We start from the raw sequence: 15,303 nt of genomic DNA, 5'->3' as shown, positions 1-15,303 counted from the left end.
AGCGCCATCGCATGCCTTATCATGAGCACTTGATGCTTGTGGCAAGCCAAAGCCTGCCGTATCGGGCTTTCACATGGGTATCTTTCGCAAGCTCGCAATCGCTCTTGTCGTATTTATTGTCGTTGCAGGGGCCGGTGTTTTCTATCTCTCGATCGGACAAGAGGCCGAGCTGAGCGTGGATGACGTTGCTGGAACTGATCCGATTTTGGCAGAGCCATCGGCTGAGAGTTTTCCCACCGTTCGAATTGCTGAACCTGTGGGCTGGGAAGACGGTGAAGCGCCTACCGCTCCTGAAGGGTTTACCGTCAACCGTTTTGCAGAAGGGCTCGATCATCCGCGTGTCCTTTACGCGCTTCCCAATGGGGATGTTCTGGTAACATTGACCCGGGCACCCTCGCGCCCTTCGGATGAGGAAGGAGCTGGCTTCTTCGCCTCGATCTACAACTGGGTGGCTGATTTGCTTTTCGCACAGGCTGGCGCTGCCGGAGCCTCGGCGAATGAGGTGGTGTTGTTGCGGGATGCGGATGGTGACGGGGTTGCTGAGATAAAGGAGGTCTTGCTGAATGCGGACAACGGCCTCGATTCCCCATCGGGCATGGGCTGGACCGATGGCAAACTCTATGTCGCCAATCACAATGCGATCCTCGCGTTCGAATACGAACTCGGCGCTTTGACCATTGAGGCCGAGAGCACAAAGATCACCGATTTGCCGCCGGGAGGCGGCCACTGGATGCGCAATCTTGAAATTCACCCCGATGGTGACCGCCTTTATGTTGCGGTTGGTTCGGTTTCGAACATCGGCGAACAAGGCATGGCAGTGGAAGAAAACCGCGCCATGATCTGGGAGCTTAGCCTTGAAACGCTCGGGGCGCGGCCATTTTCTGTGGGTCTTCGCAATCCCAATGGTCTCGATTTCAGCCCATGGACGGGCGAACTTTGGACCACTGTAAACGAGCGCGATATGCTGGGCTCAGACCTCGTTCCTGATTACCTCACCAGCGTACCTTTGGGTTCGCAATATGGCTGGCCTTGGGTTTATTATCAGAAGAATATTGATCGCCGGGTCAAAAGCCGGATGCCCCGGTTTATGATGGAATACACACGCTATCCCGAATTTGCTCTCGGACCGCATGTGGCTGCATTGGGACTGGTGTTCACCGCAGACGGCCACCGCATGGGTGATGAATTTGCAAGCGGCGCTTTTGTTGCGCGTCATGGATCGTGGAACCGCAAGCCGCCTTCAGGATATGATGTGGTCTATGTCGCTTTTGATGCGAACGGCAATCCGGTTGGCAAGCCTGTGCCGCTCCTGACAGACTTCCTCAACGAAGATGGGAGCACCAAAGGCCGCCCAACCTGGGTCGAATGGGCCGGTGATGGATCGCTCCTCGTGACCGACGACACCGCTGGCATCATCTGGCGCACTCTGGCGCTTGAAAGCGCGCCGGGCAGCGCGATTGAGGAATTGCAGGCCGAACCTCTCCCGCCTTTGCGTGAACTGATCGACCCGCGCGCTGCATTTGAAGAGGACTTCCTGCGCACACAGGCTGGCCAAGAGGCCGAATAACGCGTGGTTGGCCTACAGCTTGAGGCCAGCACGCCCCGCTAGCTCACAGGCGAACTGATAGGCGGTCCTACCTGAGCGGTTGCCGCGCGCAATCGCCCATCGCTGCGCCTCGGTTTCGTCAACCGACAGGGCGAGAGGATCGGCGTAGCTGCGCACAATTTCAAGATATGTGGCCTGGTCGCAGGGGTGAAACGCAAGCGTCAGGCCAAACCTGTCAGCAAGAGCCAGCGCATTGTCACGCTCATCGCGTTCGTGCAGCTCTGCGGGCGCGCTTGCCTCCCTTGGCACAATCGCACGCCTATTGGATGTCACCGCGATCTTGATATTGGCGGGACGCACAAGAACCCCTCCATCCAGCAGACTGCGAAGCGCAAGGTTGGCCTGTAAATCACTTTCGCCAAAACCGAGATCGTCGATAAACAGGACAAAAGACCGCGCAGAGTTGCTGAGCGCCTCTATCAGCGATGGTATCTGCGCAAATTTGCTTGCACTGATCTGGATGAGTGCAATTTGACCTCCCTCTTGCTGAACGGCCTTTACGCTTGCACGGATAAGCGCCGACTTTCCCATTCCGCGCGCGCCCCACAAGAGCATGTCGTGAGCCGCGGCACCTGAAGACAGTCTCTTTAGATTTTCGGCAAGCGCGTGCTTTTGCGCTTCAATCCCTTTCAACCGCTCAAGAGGCAGAGCATCCAGGGTTTTGAGCGCACGCGCGCTTTCGCCATCCCACACATAGGCAGGCGCCTCCAGCCAATCTACCGGAGCACGGGGGAACTCGCCTGGGGTGGGTGCAATCCGCTCGAGGCTTTCAGCTATCCGCTCAAGCAGGTCGCGCTCTTCACCCATCGCGCCGCTTAACCTGCCAACGCTTCTGGCGAGAGGGTGTAGAGGCCTTCCGCCCCTGCAACCGCGCTCGCCTTAAGACCGGCAGCTTCGGGGACGATGCGGTCGAGGAAGAAGCGCGCTGTCACGGGTTTGGTCTGCTCCAATGCAGGCGCCGCGCCGTTCGCAACCGCCTCGGCCTGTTTCATCAGCTGCCAGCCAGCGACTGCCACGGCTGCCATAGTGCAGAACGGAACGCTACCGGCCAGGCGGTCATCAAGGCTCGCCTCATCGCGCATCCAACTGGCGATTGCGGAGCACTCCTGTGCCAAAACTGCCAAGGCAGGTTCGCCAGAAGCATCGCGCACGATATCGGCAAACAGAGTGAGCATCGCCTCTCCGCCGTCAAGCCCAAGCTTGCGCGTCACAAGGTCGGCGGCCTGAATGCCATTGGTGCCTTCATAAATCGGCGCAATGCGCGAATCGCGCCAATGCTGCGCCGCGCCTGTTTCTTCGACAAAGCCCATACCGCCGTGGATTTGGACGCCGATGCCGGTGACCTCGACGCCGATGTCCGTGCCCCACGCCTTAAGCAATGGCACAAGGATTTCAGCGCGGTTTGACGCATCGCTATCGCCCAGTGTGCCCCGGTCCACCTGTCCGGCGCAGTAATAGAGAAGCGCGCGCGCACCTTCGGTGAGAGACTTCATCCGCAGGATCATGCGGCGGACATCGGGATGCTCAATAATCGCAACCGGCGATTTATCCGGAGAGCCAGCTCTTGCCGATTGCACCCTATCGCAAGCATAAGCGATTGCCTGCTGTGTTGCGCGTTCACCGATTTGGACGCCCTGGTTGCCGACATTGATCCGCGCATTGTTCATCATCGTGAACATCGCCATCAGCCCGCGGTTTTCCGCTCCCACCAGTTCCCCGATGCAATTGTCATTGTCGCCGTACGACATGACGCAAGTGGGCGAGGCGTTGATGCCGAGCTTATGCTCAAGGCTCACAGGTCGGCAATCGTTGTGGGGGCCAAGCGAGCCGTCCGCGTTCACATGATATTTCGGCACTACGAAGAGCGAGATGCCGCGCGTTCCTTCAGGGGCGCCCGGAAGGCGAGCGAGCACAAGGTGAATGATGTTCTCCGCCAGAGTGTGATCGCCCCAGGTGATGTAAATCTTCTGGCCTTTGATCTTGTACTTGCCCGCATGCTCGCCGTCCGTGATCGGCTCAGCGCTGGAGCGCAGCGCGCCCACGTCGCTTCCTGCAGCAGGTTCGGTGAGGTTCATGGTGCCCGACCATTTTCCGCTGATCAGATCTGGCAAATAGAGCGATTTCTGCGCGTCGCTGCCGTGGTGTTCGAGCGCTTCGACCGCGCCTACGGACAGCATGGGGAGGAGGCAAAAGGCCATATTGGCGCTGCCCAGGTTCTCAAGTACGTTGCATGAAAGCGTGAAGGGCAGACCTTGTCCGCCAAAATCGGTGGAGGAGCCAATCGAGTTCCAGCCTTGCTCGATATAACCTTCATAGGCTTCTTTGAACCCATCAGGCAGGCGCACCACGCCATTTTCAAGCTTAGCGCCTTCGAGGTCACCGATGCGGTTGAGCGGCGCAAATTCGCCCGCTGCAAACTGGCCGACGCCTTCCACGATGGCTTCGACCAGATCACTTTCCGCGTGAGCGAACCTCTCTGATTGGCTGAGCTCTTCGATGCCGGCATTCACCCGGATAGCGAGCAATTGGTCCTGAGTGGGCGGAGTAAACGGGGTCACTGGAGTTGATCCTCTCAAACTTGAGCGCGCCGCGACACTTGTGGCGACACTTGTGAAAGTGTGCTTGGCAATTTCGCTTACCAGATATAGCGCGAGGCCATGGCCCGCAAGAACGTAACGCAGCAGCTGTCCCCTAAGGGCGAAGGATTGGACCGTGCGGCCAAGATTTTGGAGAGCGGCGGGCTAGTCGCAGTGCCAACGGAGACGGTTTACGGCCTTGCCGCGCGTGCGGACTGTGCTGATGCTGTGGCGCGGATTTATGCCGCCAAGGGCCGGCCGGGTTTCAATCCTCTTATAGTACATGTGAAGAACCTGGCGCAGGCCGAAACACTCGCTCATTTCGATGCGCGCGCCCGTGATCTGGCTCAGAAGTTTTGGCCGGGGCCCCTGACGCTGGTGCTGCCTATGAAAGAGGGTGCCGGATTGGCGGCAGCGGTAAGCGCGGGCCTGCCCACGATTGCTCTGCGTCAGCCTTCGCACCCCGCGATGCAGGCGCTGCTCGAAAAACTGGATTTCCCCCTTGCCGCTCCCTCTGCCAATGCGAGCGAAGAGGTGAGCCCCACAAGGCCCGAGCATGTTATGGCATCCTTGGGGAATGCCTGTCCTGCGGTCATTTGCGATGGCGCGACCGAAGCAGGGCTTGAGTCGACGATTATAGCGCTTCGTGAAGAGGGAGGTTGGAGCCTCTTGCGGCCGGGCCCCATCACCCAAGAGGTGCTGGAACATCTGCTCGGTCCTCAAATGCTGCCTCAGACAGCAACAATCGAAGCCCCCGGCCAATCGGCTCGGCACTATTCTCCTGGTAAGCCAGTGCGGTTGAACGCCGCAAAAGTTGCGCAAGACGAGTTTTGGATCGGGTTCGGCGAGCTGCACGGTGATTGCAATGTGTCACCAAACGGTGACCTCAATGAAGCTGCGGCCAATCTTTACGAGTGCCTGCATCTGGCAAGCGGTTCCAGCAAACCCCGCATAGCGGTTGCCCCGATCCCAGTGGAGGGGGTGGGGCAGGCGATCAATGACCGGTTAAAACGCGCGGCCAGCAAATAGGTCAGCGCGGCTCTAGCGGGACCTGAGGAAGCAATTCTTCGATTTCTTCGCGGGTTTCGTCCGCGTCTTTACACGCCCCGCGATCCCCATCGGCGCAATCCTCGCTTTCTCTCTTGTACTGGCGCTCTAGTTTGCCAAGCCGAGCCTCGCGTCGGCGGATCTCACGGCCGCGGTTTTCATCAGCCTCTGATTGGCTGGTGGTCGCAACATCGACAGCCTTGCTGGCAACGCGCACAGGCGCCGTCACAACATTAGCAGCGGTTCTGACAAGGCAGCCCGAAAGGGTCAACGAACAGGTCGCAAGAGCGATAGCGAGCGTGGGGGTGATGCGCATGGGTCAAAGTGTGCGCCGCAGCGCTGCGGAATGCAAGTCAGGAATACCCCTTGAGAACAGTCGCTCAGCGCAAGGCGCGGTCACTTTACCGCGAACAGACGAGCGAGCACGCTTAAAGGCGGGTTCTATCTATGGCCGCTCCAGCTTGATAGCCCACAACGAAAGAGCCGCCCCTTCAGGCAGCCCTTTGGTTCTTGCAATTTTCGAAAGGCGAAGATCAGCTTTCTTCGGTGCTTTCGTAATATTGCGGCGCATGTTCGCGCAGCACATCGAGGATTTTCTCAAGCGCTGTCGCTTCGTCGCTCTCTTCCATTGCACCCAGTTCGCGCGCAAGGCGGCTGGAGGCGGCCTCAAAGATTTGACGCTCGGAATAGCTTTGCTCAGGTTGATCATCAGGCCGGAAAAGGTCGCGGGTGACCTCAGCGATCAGCACGATCTCGCCTGAGTTGATCTTCGCTTCATATTCCTGCGCGCGGCGTGACCACATGGTGCGTTTCACCTTGGGCTTGCCTTTGAGCGTTTCCATCGCTTCTTTGAGGGTCTTGTCGCTAGAAAGCTTGCGCATCCCAATCGCTTCGACTTTGTTGGTCGGCACGCGGAGCGTCATGCGCTCTTTTTCAAACCGCAGCACATACAGCTCAAGCTGCATGCCGGCGATTTCTTGATTTTCAAGTTCAATCACACGGCCAACACCGTGCTTGGGGTAAACAACATAGTCGCCAACAGTGAAGGCGGGCGCATTGCTTGCCATGCGAATTCCTTTCTCGTGGCCTCCAGCAAAAACCTAACCGACAAAAGCATGAGCCGAACTTTACGCAAGGGGACCGCACTTCGAAGATGAAGCGGGAACCGGGCGCAAACCCTTTTCAGATTGTCGTTGCTGGTGCTTGGCCTTTCTGATTCAGACAGCCGTGGTTGGAGCGAGCCAACCCGGTTGTTGCATTATATAGCACATCCGTAACAAAATTGCGAGTCGCGGTCACACAAGTCCCAAAACGGGGCTCAATTAGTCGCCTTCGCCGGGTGCGTCTGAGAAATACTTCTCGAACTTGCCCTCAACACCCTTAAACTCGTCTGCGTTTGTAGGCGGCTCTTTCTGGCTCGTGATATTGGGCCATTCGGCGGAAAATTTGGTGTTCAATTCCAACCACTTTTCAAGGCCATCCTCGGTATCAGGTAGGATTGCTTCGGCTGGGCATTCCGGTTCGCACACGCCGCAATCAATACACTCGGCCGGATTGATGACGAGCATGTTCTCGCCCTCGTAAAAGCAGTCCACTGGGCACACTTCCACGCAGTCGGTGTATTTACATTTGATGCAGTCATCAGTGACGACGTAGGTCATGCAAAAATGTCTTTCTTTGTGTCATCCGCAGCTGGCGCAGTTGACAGGAATCACGAGTTTCGCGCTGCTAATGGCAAGTGGGGGGATGGTCAAGAAAAACGGGGGCAGGCACCTGCTCAAGACCCTCCTCTAACCGCCGCGATCATACTCTTGGTAAAAGGTCTTCGCCAAACCAGGCGACACGCGCCGTCTGGGTAAGTCTACCAATTCGATGATCTCGTACCTCGCCGCCCACAACCAATGTCAGCACATCGCCAATAGCAACCGCCTCGCTGGCGCGCTGCACATGCTTTCTATTGCGCCGCAAAGAACGCCCTTCAATCATAGCGCGGGCAGCGGAGCGGGTACGGGCAAAACGCAGGTATACCAAAAGTCTGTCTAACCTGAGTGTGTCAGGCTTTGAGGTTTCCTGCGCGCTGTCTGCCATTAGGCCATCATTACTTGAGCAAATCCGCCAGCTTGTCGAACGCGCCGCTTGCCCGGGCCGGACCAAAGTCGGGCTTTGACCGCTGATTCCGCGAATCTTTGGGCTTGCCGCCGCCGCGTTTGGGTTTGCCTTGGCGGTCCTTGCTGTCCTTCGGCTTGCCTTTGCCCTTGAAGTTTTTGCCGCCGGCGCCCCTGCTCCCGGCCCCCTGGGCTCGTGCTTATTGCGCGGTTGGCCTCTGTTTTGGCCATCCCTGCGGCGACCGTCCCGTCTATCATCTCCCGCGCGTTTAGGCCGCCAAGTCCAACTGTCTGGGAGAACCGGGCCTTGGGCTCCTTCTGCAAGAGCTTTCGGGCGCTGAACCCGGAAGCCCGCGCTGCCAAGCAAGCGGCGCGCGTTCTCTTCTTCTAACCCAATGGAAATGGGAAGCGACAGATCAAGGCTGAATTTCGCGTTGCGGGACGCGCGCGGCTTAGCCTTCGAGGTGGCCGGGGCTTTAGAAGCCGCGGGCGCTTCTGCAACTTCGGGTGCCTCGGCTGTCTCTGGCTCTGCCTTCGCTTCAGGCGCTGCGGCCTCAACAGCCTTATCGGCTGCCCCATCGGTAGCGACCACTTCGGGCGTGACTTCAGGGACCACTTCAGCCGCAATTTCCGCTTCGGCAGTTTTACCGGCAGCCTCTTTTGCTGGCTTGGGAGCGGCAGGCTGTTCGCTGGCCTTGGCGCGGGTATCGAATGCGCTCCGCAGGATCTTCTCAGCAAGATCTACCCGGATGATCTGGCTACCAGCCATTCGGTAACCTGCCGGGATGGAACTGCTCTCCGAAATCACCGGCAGCATTGCCTGTTGCAAGGGCCTGTCATCGAGGCCCAGTGCATGGAGCAATTGGCGAGGCGCAGGCTTGAGCAAATCGCGCGCAAAGATATCGAGCGCGCCAAAGGTCACACCAAGTTTGCGCAAAAACGGGCGCATTTCCTTGGGCAGATGTTCAAGGCCTGCCTTCTCTCGGGCGACCACTCCGCGAGCATCAATCAAAGTGACAAGCAGCGCGCGCGCCTCACTTCCTGCATTCGGATCGCGGGCCGCTTCGGACAGCTTGCGCAAAGGCTCCAGCGGCGCGAGCTTCTCAGAAAGCCATGTCTTGAGCCCAGCTTCCAGTTTTTCGCGGGATACATCCGGAAGCGCCGAAATCTCGCGGGGGAAAGTCAGGCGCGGTTCGCCAAAATCATCGGGAATGGTGATGGCCGCGAGTTCTTGGTCAAGCCAATAAATGGCACCCTTCTCGATCACGAGATCATCGAGCCCTGCTGCGAGCAATTGTTCTGCGCGCTGCGACAAAATCCCGGGAAGCGCTTTTTCGCCCGCTGACAACAGCATCTTGCGATCAGCCAGCGCCGCATCAGCATCCACCGAGAAGCGAAAGCCATCGAGCCTGCCAATGGTTTCGCCTTCAACGCTTACGCGGCCATCGGGCTCAAGTGTTACGGGGAGGCTTGCGCCATCTTGCCCCAGAGATTTCATCAAAATTGTCGTCCTTCGATTCACAAATCTTTCGGTGAGGCGCGCGTGTAGCGCATCAGAGAGCCTCGCTTCTACCCCCTTGCGCGCGCAGCCATCTCATCGCGGGCCAGCACCCAGTCGGGGCGCTGGCAAATATAGGCCCAGGACCGGATCGCCGCGATCCTTCCTTGAAGCGTGTCGATATCACCCCCGGTGCGGTCGAGTTCCGCAATCCGCGCAGCCACGAAGTCAGCGCCAATGTAGCCTTCGCGCAAATCCTGCCAAAGCCGTGCGACAAAGCGCGAGTGCGGGTCAACGCCCAGCTGGCGAAAATCTGGAAGCGAGCAGGCTTCCCAGAACCGGCGTACACTGCCGTGGCCTTTGACCGTATCGGCGATGGGCTCGCTTGCCAGCCGTTTAAGCACCGCCAAGTCGATGGCTTGCGGAGCCGGTTTCAGCACCTCGTTTTGAGGTTTCTCCTCCAAATCGCCCATCAGCACGCTGAGCGTATCAAAGCGCGGTTCTGCCTCGCGCCAATACAGTTTGGTCAGCGGGGCGAATTGGTGCTCTTCAATGGCGTAGATTTCTTCTTCGGCAAATTCGATCGGCGCACCTGTTCTGGAGCCTCCGCCAGAGAGCACGCCAAAGCTGCCATCGGTTTGGTGCCGCCCAGCGCGCCCAGCAATCTGCGCCATTTCCGAAGGGGTAAGCCGCCGTTTGCGCTTCCCGTCGAATTTGGTGAGCGCGGCAAATGCAACGTGGTGGAGGTCAAGGTTGAGCCCCATGCCAATCGCATCGGTCGCCACTATGTAATCAACCTCGCCGTTCTGGAAGAGCTCGACCTGCTTGTTGCGCGTTTCCGGCGACAATGCGCCCATCACCACCGCCGCCCCGCCGCGAAAACGTTTGAGCGCCTCGGCCATGGCGTAGACCTGCTCGGTCGAAAACGCGACGACGGCGCTGCGGGGAGGGAGCCTCGAGAGCTTTGCCTCGCCTGCATGGGTGAGGGTGGAAAAGCGCGGCCGCTCAACCATTTCCGCGCCCGGGATCAGCTTTTTGACAATGGGCTGCAGTGTCGCAGATCCCAAGATCATCGTCTCTTCGCGCCCGCGCGCATGCATCAATCGGTCGGTGAAGATATGCCCGCGCTCAGGATCAGCGCCAATCTGCGCCTCATCAATCGCGACGAAGGCATGGGGGCCATTTGCTCCCATACCCAGCCTATCCATCGCCTCCATCGTGCAGCAGAAATAGCGCGCATCAGGCGGCTCAATCCGCTGCTCTCCGGTGATCAGTGCCACCGCCTTATCGCCCTTGATCGCGCGCACACGGTCATAAACCTCACGCGCCAAAAGCCTCAGCGGGAAACCCATCATGCCAGAGGAGTGCGCGCACATCCGCTCAATCGCGAGATGAGTCTTGCCCGTATTGGTAGGGCCCAGCACGGCGCGAACCCGGCTGTCACTAGGGGAGCGATGGGGTATTTGAGAGGTCACGGATAGGCCGTGTGGACACATTCGGTGTGGATCACGGTTTGGGGCAAAATCTGCTGTCTCAAGGAGCGGACGCGCAGGAAGTGCGGCGCACTTTCAAGCGTATGCGACGCTGCGAGAGCAGATTTTGGCCAAACCCCGCAGGGGCGCGACGAGTTTGCGTCAATTCTGCGTCCCTCGTCCTTGAATATGCCAAGCATGTCCTTCGTCCTCGCTTCTTGAATTGACGCAAACTCGTCACGCCGTGACCACACCGAATGTGTCCACACGGCCTCAGTCTGTGTCAAACACTTGCCGTAAGGGCAATGGCCAAGAGCGTCCCGCATGGGGATTCTGCACCGATCCCACTCTGGCGCGCATAGGCAAAACGACTTATCGCATCCGCGAATCCTTTGGCCGCGTGTTAAGTTTACATTTACCATCTTTGGCCATGGAAGGGGTGCAGAAGGCCGCTCTAACAATTGAGCGTAGGCTGGATGCAGTGGGAAGGCGAGAATTGGACCACACAGGCGACATTCCCAAGAGCTCTAATCAGAGCTCTGACGGCGGTGAGCTGGGCTTTGACGAGGCCGGCGCGTTTGATCCTGCGCTAAGCCGATCAGATGCCGCTGCCAAAGGCGGAATGGACGAGGAAACCGCTCGCAGCTTTGCGCCTTATCTCGCCAATTCCATGAAAGTCGCGCCTCCCACAGGTTCTCGCAAAGTCAAACGTCAGGTGCTCGCCCGTGTCCAAGGTTGGGGCGCGCGCTATGACGAATGGAAGCTGAGTGTCAGTGATAGGTTGGATGAAATCGACTTGGTTCCTGACCTTGCTGAAAATATCGGGAGCCGCCGGTGGTTTCGCGGGCTTGCCACGATGGTTGTATTGGGCGCCGCCGCGCTCGCCTTTTGGCCAAGTCTGACGCCGCTCCAAGCCCGTTCAGCCATCCCCGAAGGCGATGACATCCGAGATGAATTCCGCAGCCAGATGATAATGCCTTTGGCACTTGGTGCCGATAGTGGACGCCGAATGGGGCCGACCGCTGCCGTGACACCTCTGGAAAGCGCACCCGAACGCCCACAGATTGAACTCGTTGCAACGCTCGCCAAGGGCGACAGTTTCGCGGCAATGCTCCGCCGTGCTGGCGTCTCGGCAACTGATATTGGCAGGGTTAGCGCACTGATCGGCGATGCTATGCCGCTCTCTGAGATCGAGGCTGGCACAAAAATGGATATCATCCTTGGCCGGCGAAGCAAACAAGGCGATTCCAGGCCGCTCGATGCCTTGGCTTTCCGCGCGCGGTTTGATTTGGAGCTGAAGATTGCGCGCGCGGACGTTGATTTGGAGACCGGCGAACCCGGAGCACTCTCTCTCCAGCGCAACGTGATCCGCGTTGACGACACGCCGCTGCGAGTGCGCGGTCTCGTTGGCTCCAGCCTTTACCGCTCCATGCGTGCAGCAGGTGTGCCAGCAAGCGCGGCGCAGGACTACCTTCAGGCTTTGGATGATCACATCGAGCTTGAGCGCGAAGTGCGTTCTTCGGACGAGTTCGATATCGTTATCGCGTACAGGCGCGCTGCAACAGGAGAGCGCCAAGCGGGCAATCTGCTTTACGCCGGGATTGATCGTGAGGGTAAACCCAAGACCCAGCTTATGCGTTGGGGTGATCAGGGGCGTTTCTACGAAGCCTCAGGGGTAGGTGAACAACGCCGGGGCCTTGTGGCACCTGTTCCGGGCGCGGTTTCTTCGCGCTTTGGCATGCGCCGCCACCCAATTCTTGGCATTCGCCGCCTTCACGCAGGTCAGGATTACCGCGCGCGCCATGGAACGCCGATTGTGGCTGTCACCGATGGCACTGTGACAGCGGCCGGCCGTGCAGGCGGCTGCGGAATTGCTGTGCGACTGCGCCATGGGGGCGGGCTCGATACGCGGTACTGTCATATGAGCCGCATGGCTGTTCGCCGAGGGCAACAGGTGAGGCGCGGGCAGGTTATCGGCTATGTAGGCTCGACTGGGCTCTCAACCGGTCCTCATCTTCATTACGAGATGTACCGGGGTGGCCGTGCGATCAATCCTGCCGGTGTCAACTATGTCACACGCGCAGTGCTATCGGGCACCGAACTGATTGATTTCCGCCGCCAGCTGATTGCGCTGCGCGAGATCGAACCAGGGGCTGCGCTTGAGGATTTGAAGCCGCTTCCCAGCGAAATCGAAGAGCCGACCCGCGAGATTGAGAAGATTGCCGTTGGCACCGCTGCTGATTGAGCATTCTTGACATTTGGACGCGTCAACATGCGTTGATTGCGCTGTCAATTTCGGGCAGACCTTGCGCCCATGACCGCAAGCTATCCCAACACCCGCCTTCGCCGGACGCGCGCCGCCTCTTGGTCCCGTGCGCTTCACCGCGAGCATTTGATCACGCCCGCCGATCTCATTTGGCCGATGTTTGTGACCGAGGGTCAAGGGGTGGAAGACCCTATCGCTTCGCTTCCCGGTGTCTCGCGCTGGTCGGTTGACGGTATTGTAAAGCAGGCCAAGGAAGCGGTGGCTCTTGGCATTCCTGTAATTGCGCTGTTTCCCAACACCCAGCCAGACCGCAGGTCCGAAGATGGGGCCGAGGCATATAATCCCGATAACCTTATGTGCCGCGCCATCCGCGCGGTCAAAGACGCATGCGGCGATGAAGTGGGCGTGCTGACCGACGTAGCGCTCGACCCTTACACCAGCCATGGGCAGGACGGTCTGATTGATGATGCAGGCTATGTTCTTAACGATGACACGGTCGCGGTGCTTGTCGATCAAGCGATCAACCAGGCAGAGGCCGGCGCCGATATTATCGCTCCGTCCGACATGATGGACGGGCGCATCCAAGCGATCCGCATGGCGCTTGAGATGAACAGCCATCCGAACATTCAGATCATGAGCTATGCGGCCAAATATGCCTCTGCGTTCTATGGACCTTTCCGTGATGCAGTGGGCTCTGGCGGCCTTCTTAAAGGCGACAAAAAGACCTACCAAATGGACCCGGCAAATGGCGATGAAGCCCTGCGCGAGGTGGAACTGGACATCGCTGAGGGCGCAGACAGCGTGATGGTGAAGCCTGGCCTTGCCTATCTCGATATTATCTACCGCGTGCGGCAGAAGTTCGGCGTGCCTGTCTTCGCCTATCAAGTCAGCGGCGAATACGCGATGCTTGAGGCTGCGCAATCGGTTGGTGCGGGCGACCGCGACGCCCTTTTGATGGAGAAACTGATCGCATTCAAACGCGCCGGGGTAAGCGGTGTGCTCACCTATCACGCACCGCTAGCCGCGCGCCTTCTCGGTGGCTGAATTCTATCATGAGACGGACCGCTTGATCCTGCGGGATTGGGGTGAGGACGATTGGCCAGTGTTTTGGCGTCACTGCAACACGCCTGCTGTTATGCAATGGCTTGGCGGGGTGGCTGATGAGGCCGCGATGACGGCGGCAAACGACAGAGTTGAGGGCTACCGCCGGGATTTTGGTCACACCTTCTGGGTGTGCGAACGCAAGGAGGACGGCGGGCATCTTGCGGGCGAAATGCTCGGCTTTTGCGGCCTCAAGCGATGCAATGACAAGGCGGGTCCCTTGGGCGACTTTGAGGCGGGGTGGCGCCTTCGCGAAGACGCCTGGGGGCATGGCTATGCCAAAGAGGCCGCGCTCGCTTCGCTGCAATTGGGATTTGGCCAATTTGGCGCGCCCCATATCATCGCTCTCACCGTGATCGGAAACACTCCAAGCTGGGGTTTAATGAAGCGCCTCGGGATGGAACGGCGAGAAGACCTGGATTTTGAGAGCGATGTTTTTGGATCAGAATCGGTTATCGTCTACTCCATCACCAAAGAGCAATGGGAAGCCACCAAATGACCCAAAATCCGTCTGCGCATCCCGGCGCAAACATCATTTCGATCCATGGCAAAACGCCCAAGATTCACGAAACAGCCTTTATTGCGCCCGGTTGCACCATCATCGGGGATGTGGAAATCGGAGCTGAAAGCTCGATCTGGTACAATTGCGTCGTGCGAGCGGACGTCTACAAAATCCGCATCGGTGAACGCACCAATGTCCAAGACGGCTCAGTCCTCCACTGCGATCCGCCGCGGCCCGGCGATGAGGACGGCTCTGCGCTGATCATCGGCGATGATGTTTTAATCGGCCATATGGCGATGGTCCACGGCTGCACGATCCATGATCGCGGCTTTGTAGGCTTGGGAGCGATCGCAATGAACAAGTCGGTGATCGCTTGCGATGCGATGCTTGGCGCTGGCGCGATGCTGACCGAGCGCAAGATTATGGGGACACGCGAGCTTTGGGCAGGGCGTCCGGCGAAATTGCTCAAAGAGTTGAACGATGCTGCGATCGCAGGGATGCGCGCAGGCGTTATGCATTACACCGAAAACGCGAAGCACCATGCACACGCGGTTGCCAGTGCGATGGGCTAACCGGGCGCTTTAAAATATTGCATCATATGCGGGATAAAGTCCGCTTTGCCGACGGCCAGCCCCTTCATCCGCAAAATCGCATATGCCATGGAGAGGTGGAAGTAGAAATTGGGCAGCGAAAACTCGCGCACATATTCCTCCGCGCTCATCTCAAAGTTGTACGCTCCATCGCCGATTGAGAACGCTACACGCGCATCATGTGCGGGAAGATCACTTTGAGAGACGGCATCGAGTATTTTTGAAGTCGCGGCGATGAGGGCTTTGGCGTCTGCAAAAGAAGAAATCTCGTCATCATTAGATGCGAATTCGGCCGCGCCCAAGCGGCTGAGCGCCTCGCCAGGCGTGTTGGCCACAAAGCGGATTTGGGTCGCTAGCGGATGCATATCATCGGTAAGCTTTGCTTGGAGCAGAGCATCGCCGTCTGCATGGGCCTCAGCTTTTGCGAGCATTGCGGCCAAAGTGTCCAGGCGCGAGCGATAAGTGGCAACAGATTGGTCGTAAAGGTTCATAGATTGTCTCTCCTTGGGACCATCCATAACGTCTTTGCGAGGGGTGCCA

Annotated in this window: 13 protein-coding genes and 1 pseudogene; 6 read left to right on the top strand and 8 right to left on the bottom strand. The window is 58.6% G+C overall.

The window, feature by feature from the left end; all coding sequences use genetic code 11:
* Window positions 1–73: 73 nt before the first annotated feature.
* Window positions 74–1,567 (top strand): PQQ-dependent sugar dehydrogenase, encoded by a 1,494-nt coding sequence (locus AC0V60_RS13120; RefSeq protein ID WP_486178893.1) that lies wholly within the window; start codon window positions 74–76, stop codon window positions 1,565–1,567.
* A 12-nt stretch (window positions 1,568–1,579) separates the two neighbouring features.
* Here the strand turns inward: AC0V60_RS13120 and AC0V60_RS13115 are convergent, their stop codons facing one another.
* A complete protein-coding gene (locus AC0V60_RS13115; RefSeq protein ID WP_486178892.1) occupies window positions 1,580–2,413 on the bottom strand; it encodes a DUF815 domain-containing protein in 834 nt (277 codons plus the stop codon).
* Between the two features lie 8 nt (window positions 2,414–2,421).
* Complete coding sequence (locus AC0V60_RS13110; protein WP_486178891.1) at window positions 2,422–4,164, bottom strand: acyl-CoA dehydrogenase family protein; 1,743 nt, start codon at window positions 4,162–4,164, stop codon at window positions 2,422–2,424.
* Between the two features lie 99 nt (window positions 4,165–4,263).
* Between AC0V60_RS13110 and AC0V60_RS13105 the strand changes: the two genes are divergently transcribed.
* The gene (locus AC0V60_RS13105; RefSeq protein ID WP_486178890.1) at window positions 4,264–5,211 is read left to right on the top strand and encodes an L-threonylcarbamoyladenylate synthase; all 948 of its coding nucleotides are present in this window, start codon (window positions 4,264–4,266) and stop codon (window positions 5,209–5,211) included.
* A 1-nt stretch (window position 5,212) separates the two neighbouring features.
* Here AC0V60_RS13105 and AC0V60_RS13100 read toward each other — a convergent pair whose 3' ends face one another.
* From AC0V60_RS13100 to AC0V60_RS13080, 5 genes and pseudogenes are all read right to left on the bottom strand, one after another.
* Complete coding sequence (locus AC0V60_RS13100) at window positions 5,213–5,545, bottom strand: hypothetical protein (RefSeq protein ID WP_486178889.1); 333 nt, start codon at window positions 5,543–5,545, stop codon at window positions 5,213–5,215.
* Window positions 5,546–5,762: 217 nt separating this feature from the next.
* Window positions 5,763–6,296: a CarD family transcriptional regulator gene (locus AC0V60_RS13095; RefSeq protein WP_486178888.1), complete on the bottom strand. Its 534-nt coding sequence runs from the start codon at window positions 6,294–6,296 to the stop codon at window positions 5,763–5,765.
* A 255-nt stretch (window positions 6,297–6,551) separates the two neighbouring features.
* Window positions 6,552–6,890 (bottom strand): ferredoxin FdxA, encoded by a 339-nt coding sequence (gene fdxA / locus AC0V60_RS13090; protein WP_486178887.1) that lies wholly within the window; start codon window positions 6,888–6,890, stop codon window positions 6,552–6,554.
* 142 nt (window positions 6,891–7,032) lie between these two features.
* Window positions 7,033–7,215: a hypothetical protein gene (locus tag AC0V60_RS13085; protein ID WP_486179499.1), complete on the bottom strand. Its 183-nt coding sequence runs from the start codon at window positions 7,213–7,215 to the stop codon at window positions 7,033–7,035.
* A 468-nt stretch (window positions 7,216–7,683) separates the two neighbouring features.
* Window positions 7,684–10,328 (bottom strand): annotated as a pseudogene (locus AC0V60_RS13080) (helicase-related protein); the annotation flags it as partial.
* Between the two features lie 256 nt (window positions 10,329–10,584).
* Here AC0V60_RS13080 and AC0V60_RS13075 point away from each other — a divergent pair.
* The 4 genes from AC0V60_RS13075 to AC0V60_RS13060 all read left to right on the top strand — a co-directional run bounded on the left by AC0V60_RS13075 (window position 10,585) and on the right by AC0V60_RS13060 (window position 14,745).
* Complete coding sequence (locus AC0V60_RS13075) at window positions 10,585–12,549, top strand: peptidoglycan DD-metalloendopeptidase family protein (RefSeq protein ID WP_486178886.1); 1,965 nt, start codon at window positions 10,585–10,587, stop codon at window positions 12,547–12,549.
* 69 nt (window positions 12,550–12,618) lie between these two features.
* Window positions 12,619–13,614: a porphobilinogen synthase gene (gene hemB / locus AC0V60_RS13070; RefSeq protein ID WP_486178885.1), complete on the top strand. Its 996-nt coding sequence runs from the start codon at window positions 12,619–12,621 to the stop codon at window positions 13,612–13,614.
* Complete coding sequence (locus AC0V60_RS13065; protein ID WP_486178884.1) at window positions 13,607–14,170, top strand: GNAT family N-acetyltransferase; 564 nt, start codon at window positions 13,607–13,609, stop codon at window positions 14,168–14,170. The genes hemB and AC0V60_RS13065 overlap by 8 nt, the downstream gene beginning before the upstream one ends.
* Window positions 14,167–14,745, top strand: a complete 579-nt coding sequence (locus AC0V60_RS13060; RefSeq protein ID WP_486178883.1) for a gamma carbonic anhydrase family protein — start codon at window positions 14,167–14,169, stop codon at window positions 14,743–14,745. Before AC0V60_RS13065 ends, AC0V60_RS13060 begins: the two co-directional genes overlap by 4 nt.
* Here AC0V60_RS13060 and AC0V60_RS13055 read toward each other — a convergent pair.
* Window positions 14,742–15,254, bottom strand: a complete 513-nt coding sequence (locus AC0V60_RS13055; RefSeq protein WP_486178882.1) for a DUF1993 domain-containing protein — start codon at window positions 15,252–15,254, stop codon at window positions 14,742–14,744. The genes AC0V60_RS13060 and AC0V60_RS13055 overlap by 4 nt on opposite strands.
* Window positions 15,255–15,303 lie beyond the last annotated feature (49 nt).

The organism is Erythrobacter sp. S259 (assembly GCF_057364965.1).
Note: the sequence above shows the minus strand (reverse complement) of the source record. Positions and strands in the feature narration are given on the sequence as shown.

Bases quoted from the DNA above. Each gene is read 5' to 3' on its own strand.
- AC0V60_RS13115 (WP_486178892.1), bottom strand. From the start codon at position 2,413: ATGGGTGAAGAGCGCGACCTGCTTGAGCGGATAGCTGAAAGCCTCGAG.
- AC0V60_RS13105 (WP_486178890.1), top strand. From the start codon at position 4,264: ATGGCCCGCAAGAACGTAACGCAGCAGCTGTCCCCTAAGGGCGAAGGA.
- AC0V60_RS13100 (WP_486178889.1), bottom strand. From the start codon at position 5,545: ATGCGCATCACCCCCACGCTCGCTATCGCTCTTGCGACCTGTTCGTTG.
- AC0V60_RS13055 (WP_486178882.1), bottom strand. From the start codon at position 15,254: ATGAACCTTTACGACCAATCTGTTGCCACTTATCGCTCGCGCCTGGAC.
- AC0V60_RS13085 (WP_486179499.1), bottom strand. From the start codon at position 7,215: ATGATTGAAGGGCGTTCTTTGCGGCGCAATAGAAAGCATGTGCAGCGC.
- AC0V60_RS13060 (WP_486178883.1), top strand. From the start codon at position 14,167: ATGACCCAAAATCCGTCTGCGCATCCCGGCGCAAACATCATTTCGATC.
- hemB (WP_486178885.1), top strand. From the start codon at position 12,619: ATGACCGCAAGCTATCCCAACACCCGCCTTCGCCGGACGCGCGCCGCC.
- AC0V60_RS13120 (WP_486178893.1), top strand. From the start codon at position 74: ATGGGTATCTTTCGCAAGCTCGCAATCGCTCTTGTCGTATTTATTGTC.
- AC0V60_RS13095 (WP_486178888.1), bottom strand. From the start codon at position 6,296: ATGGCAAGCAATGCGCCCGCCTTCACTGTTGGCGACTATGTTGTTTAC.
- fdxA (WP_486178887.1), bottom strand. From the start codon at position 6,890: ATGACCTACGTCGTCACTGATGACTGCATCAAATGTAAATACACCGAC.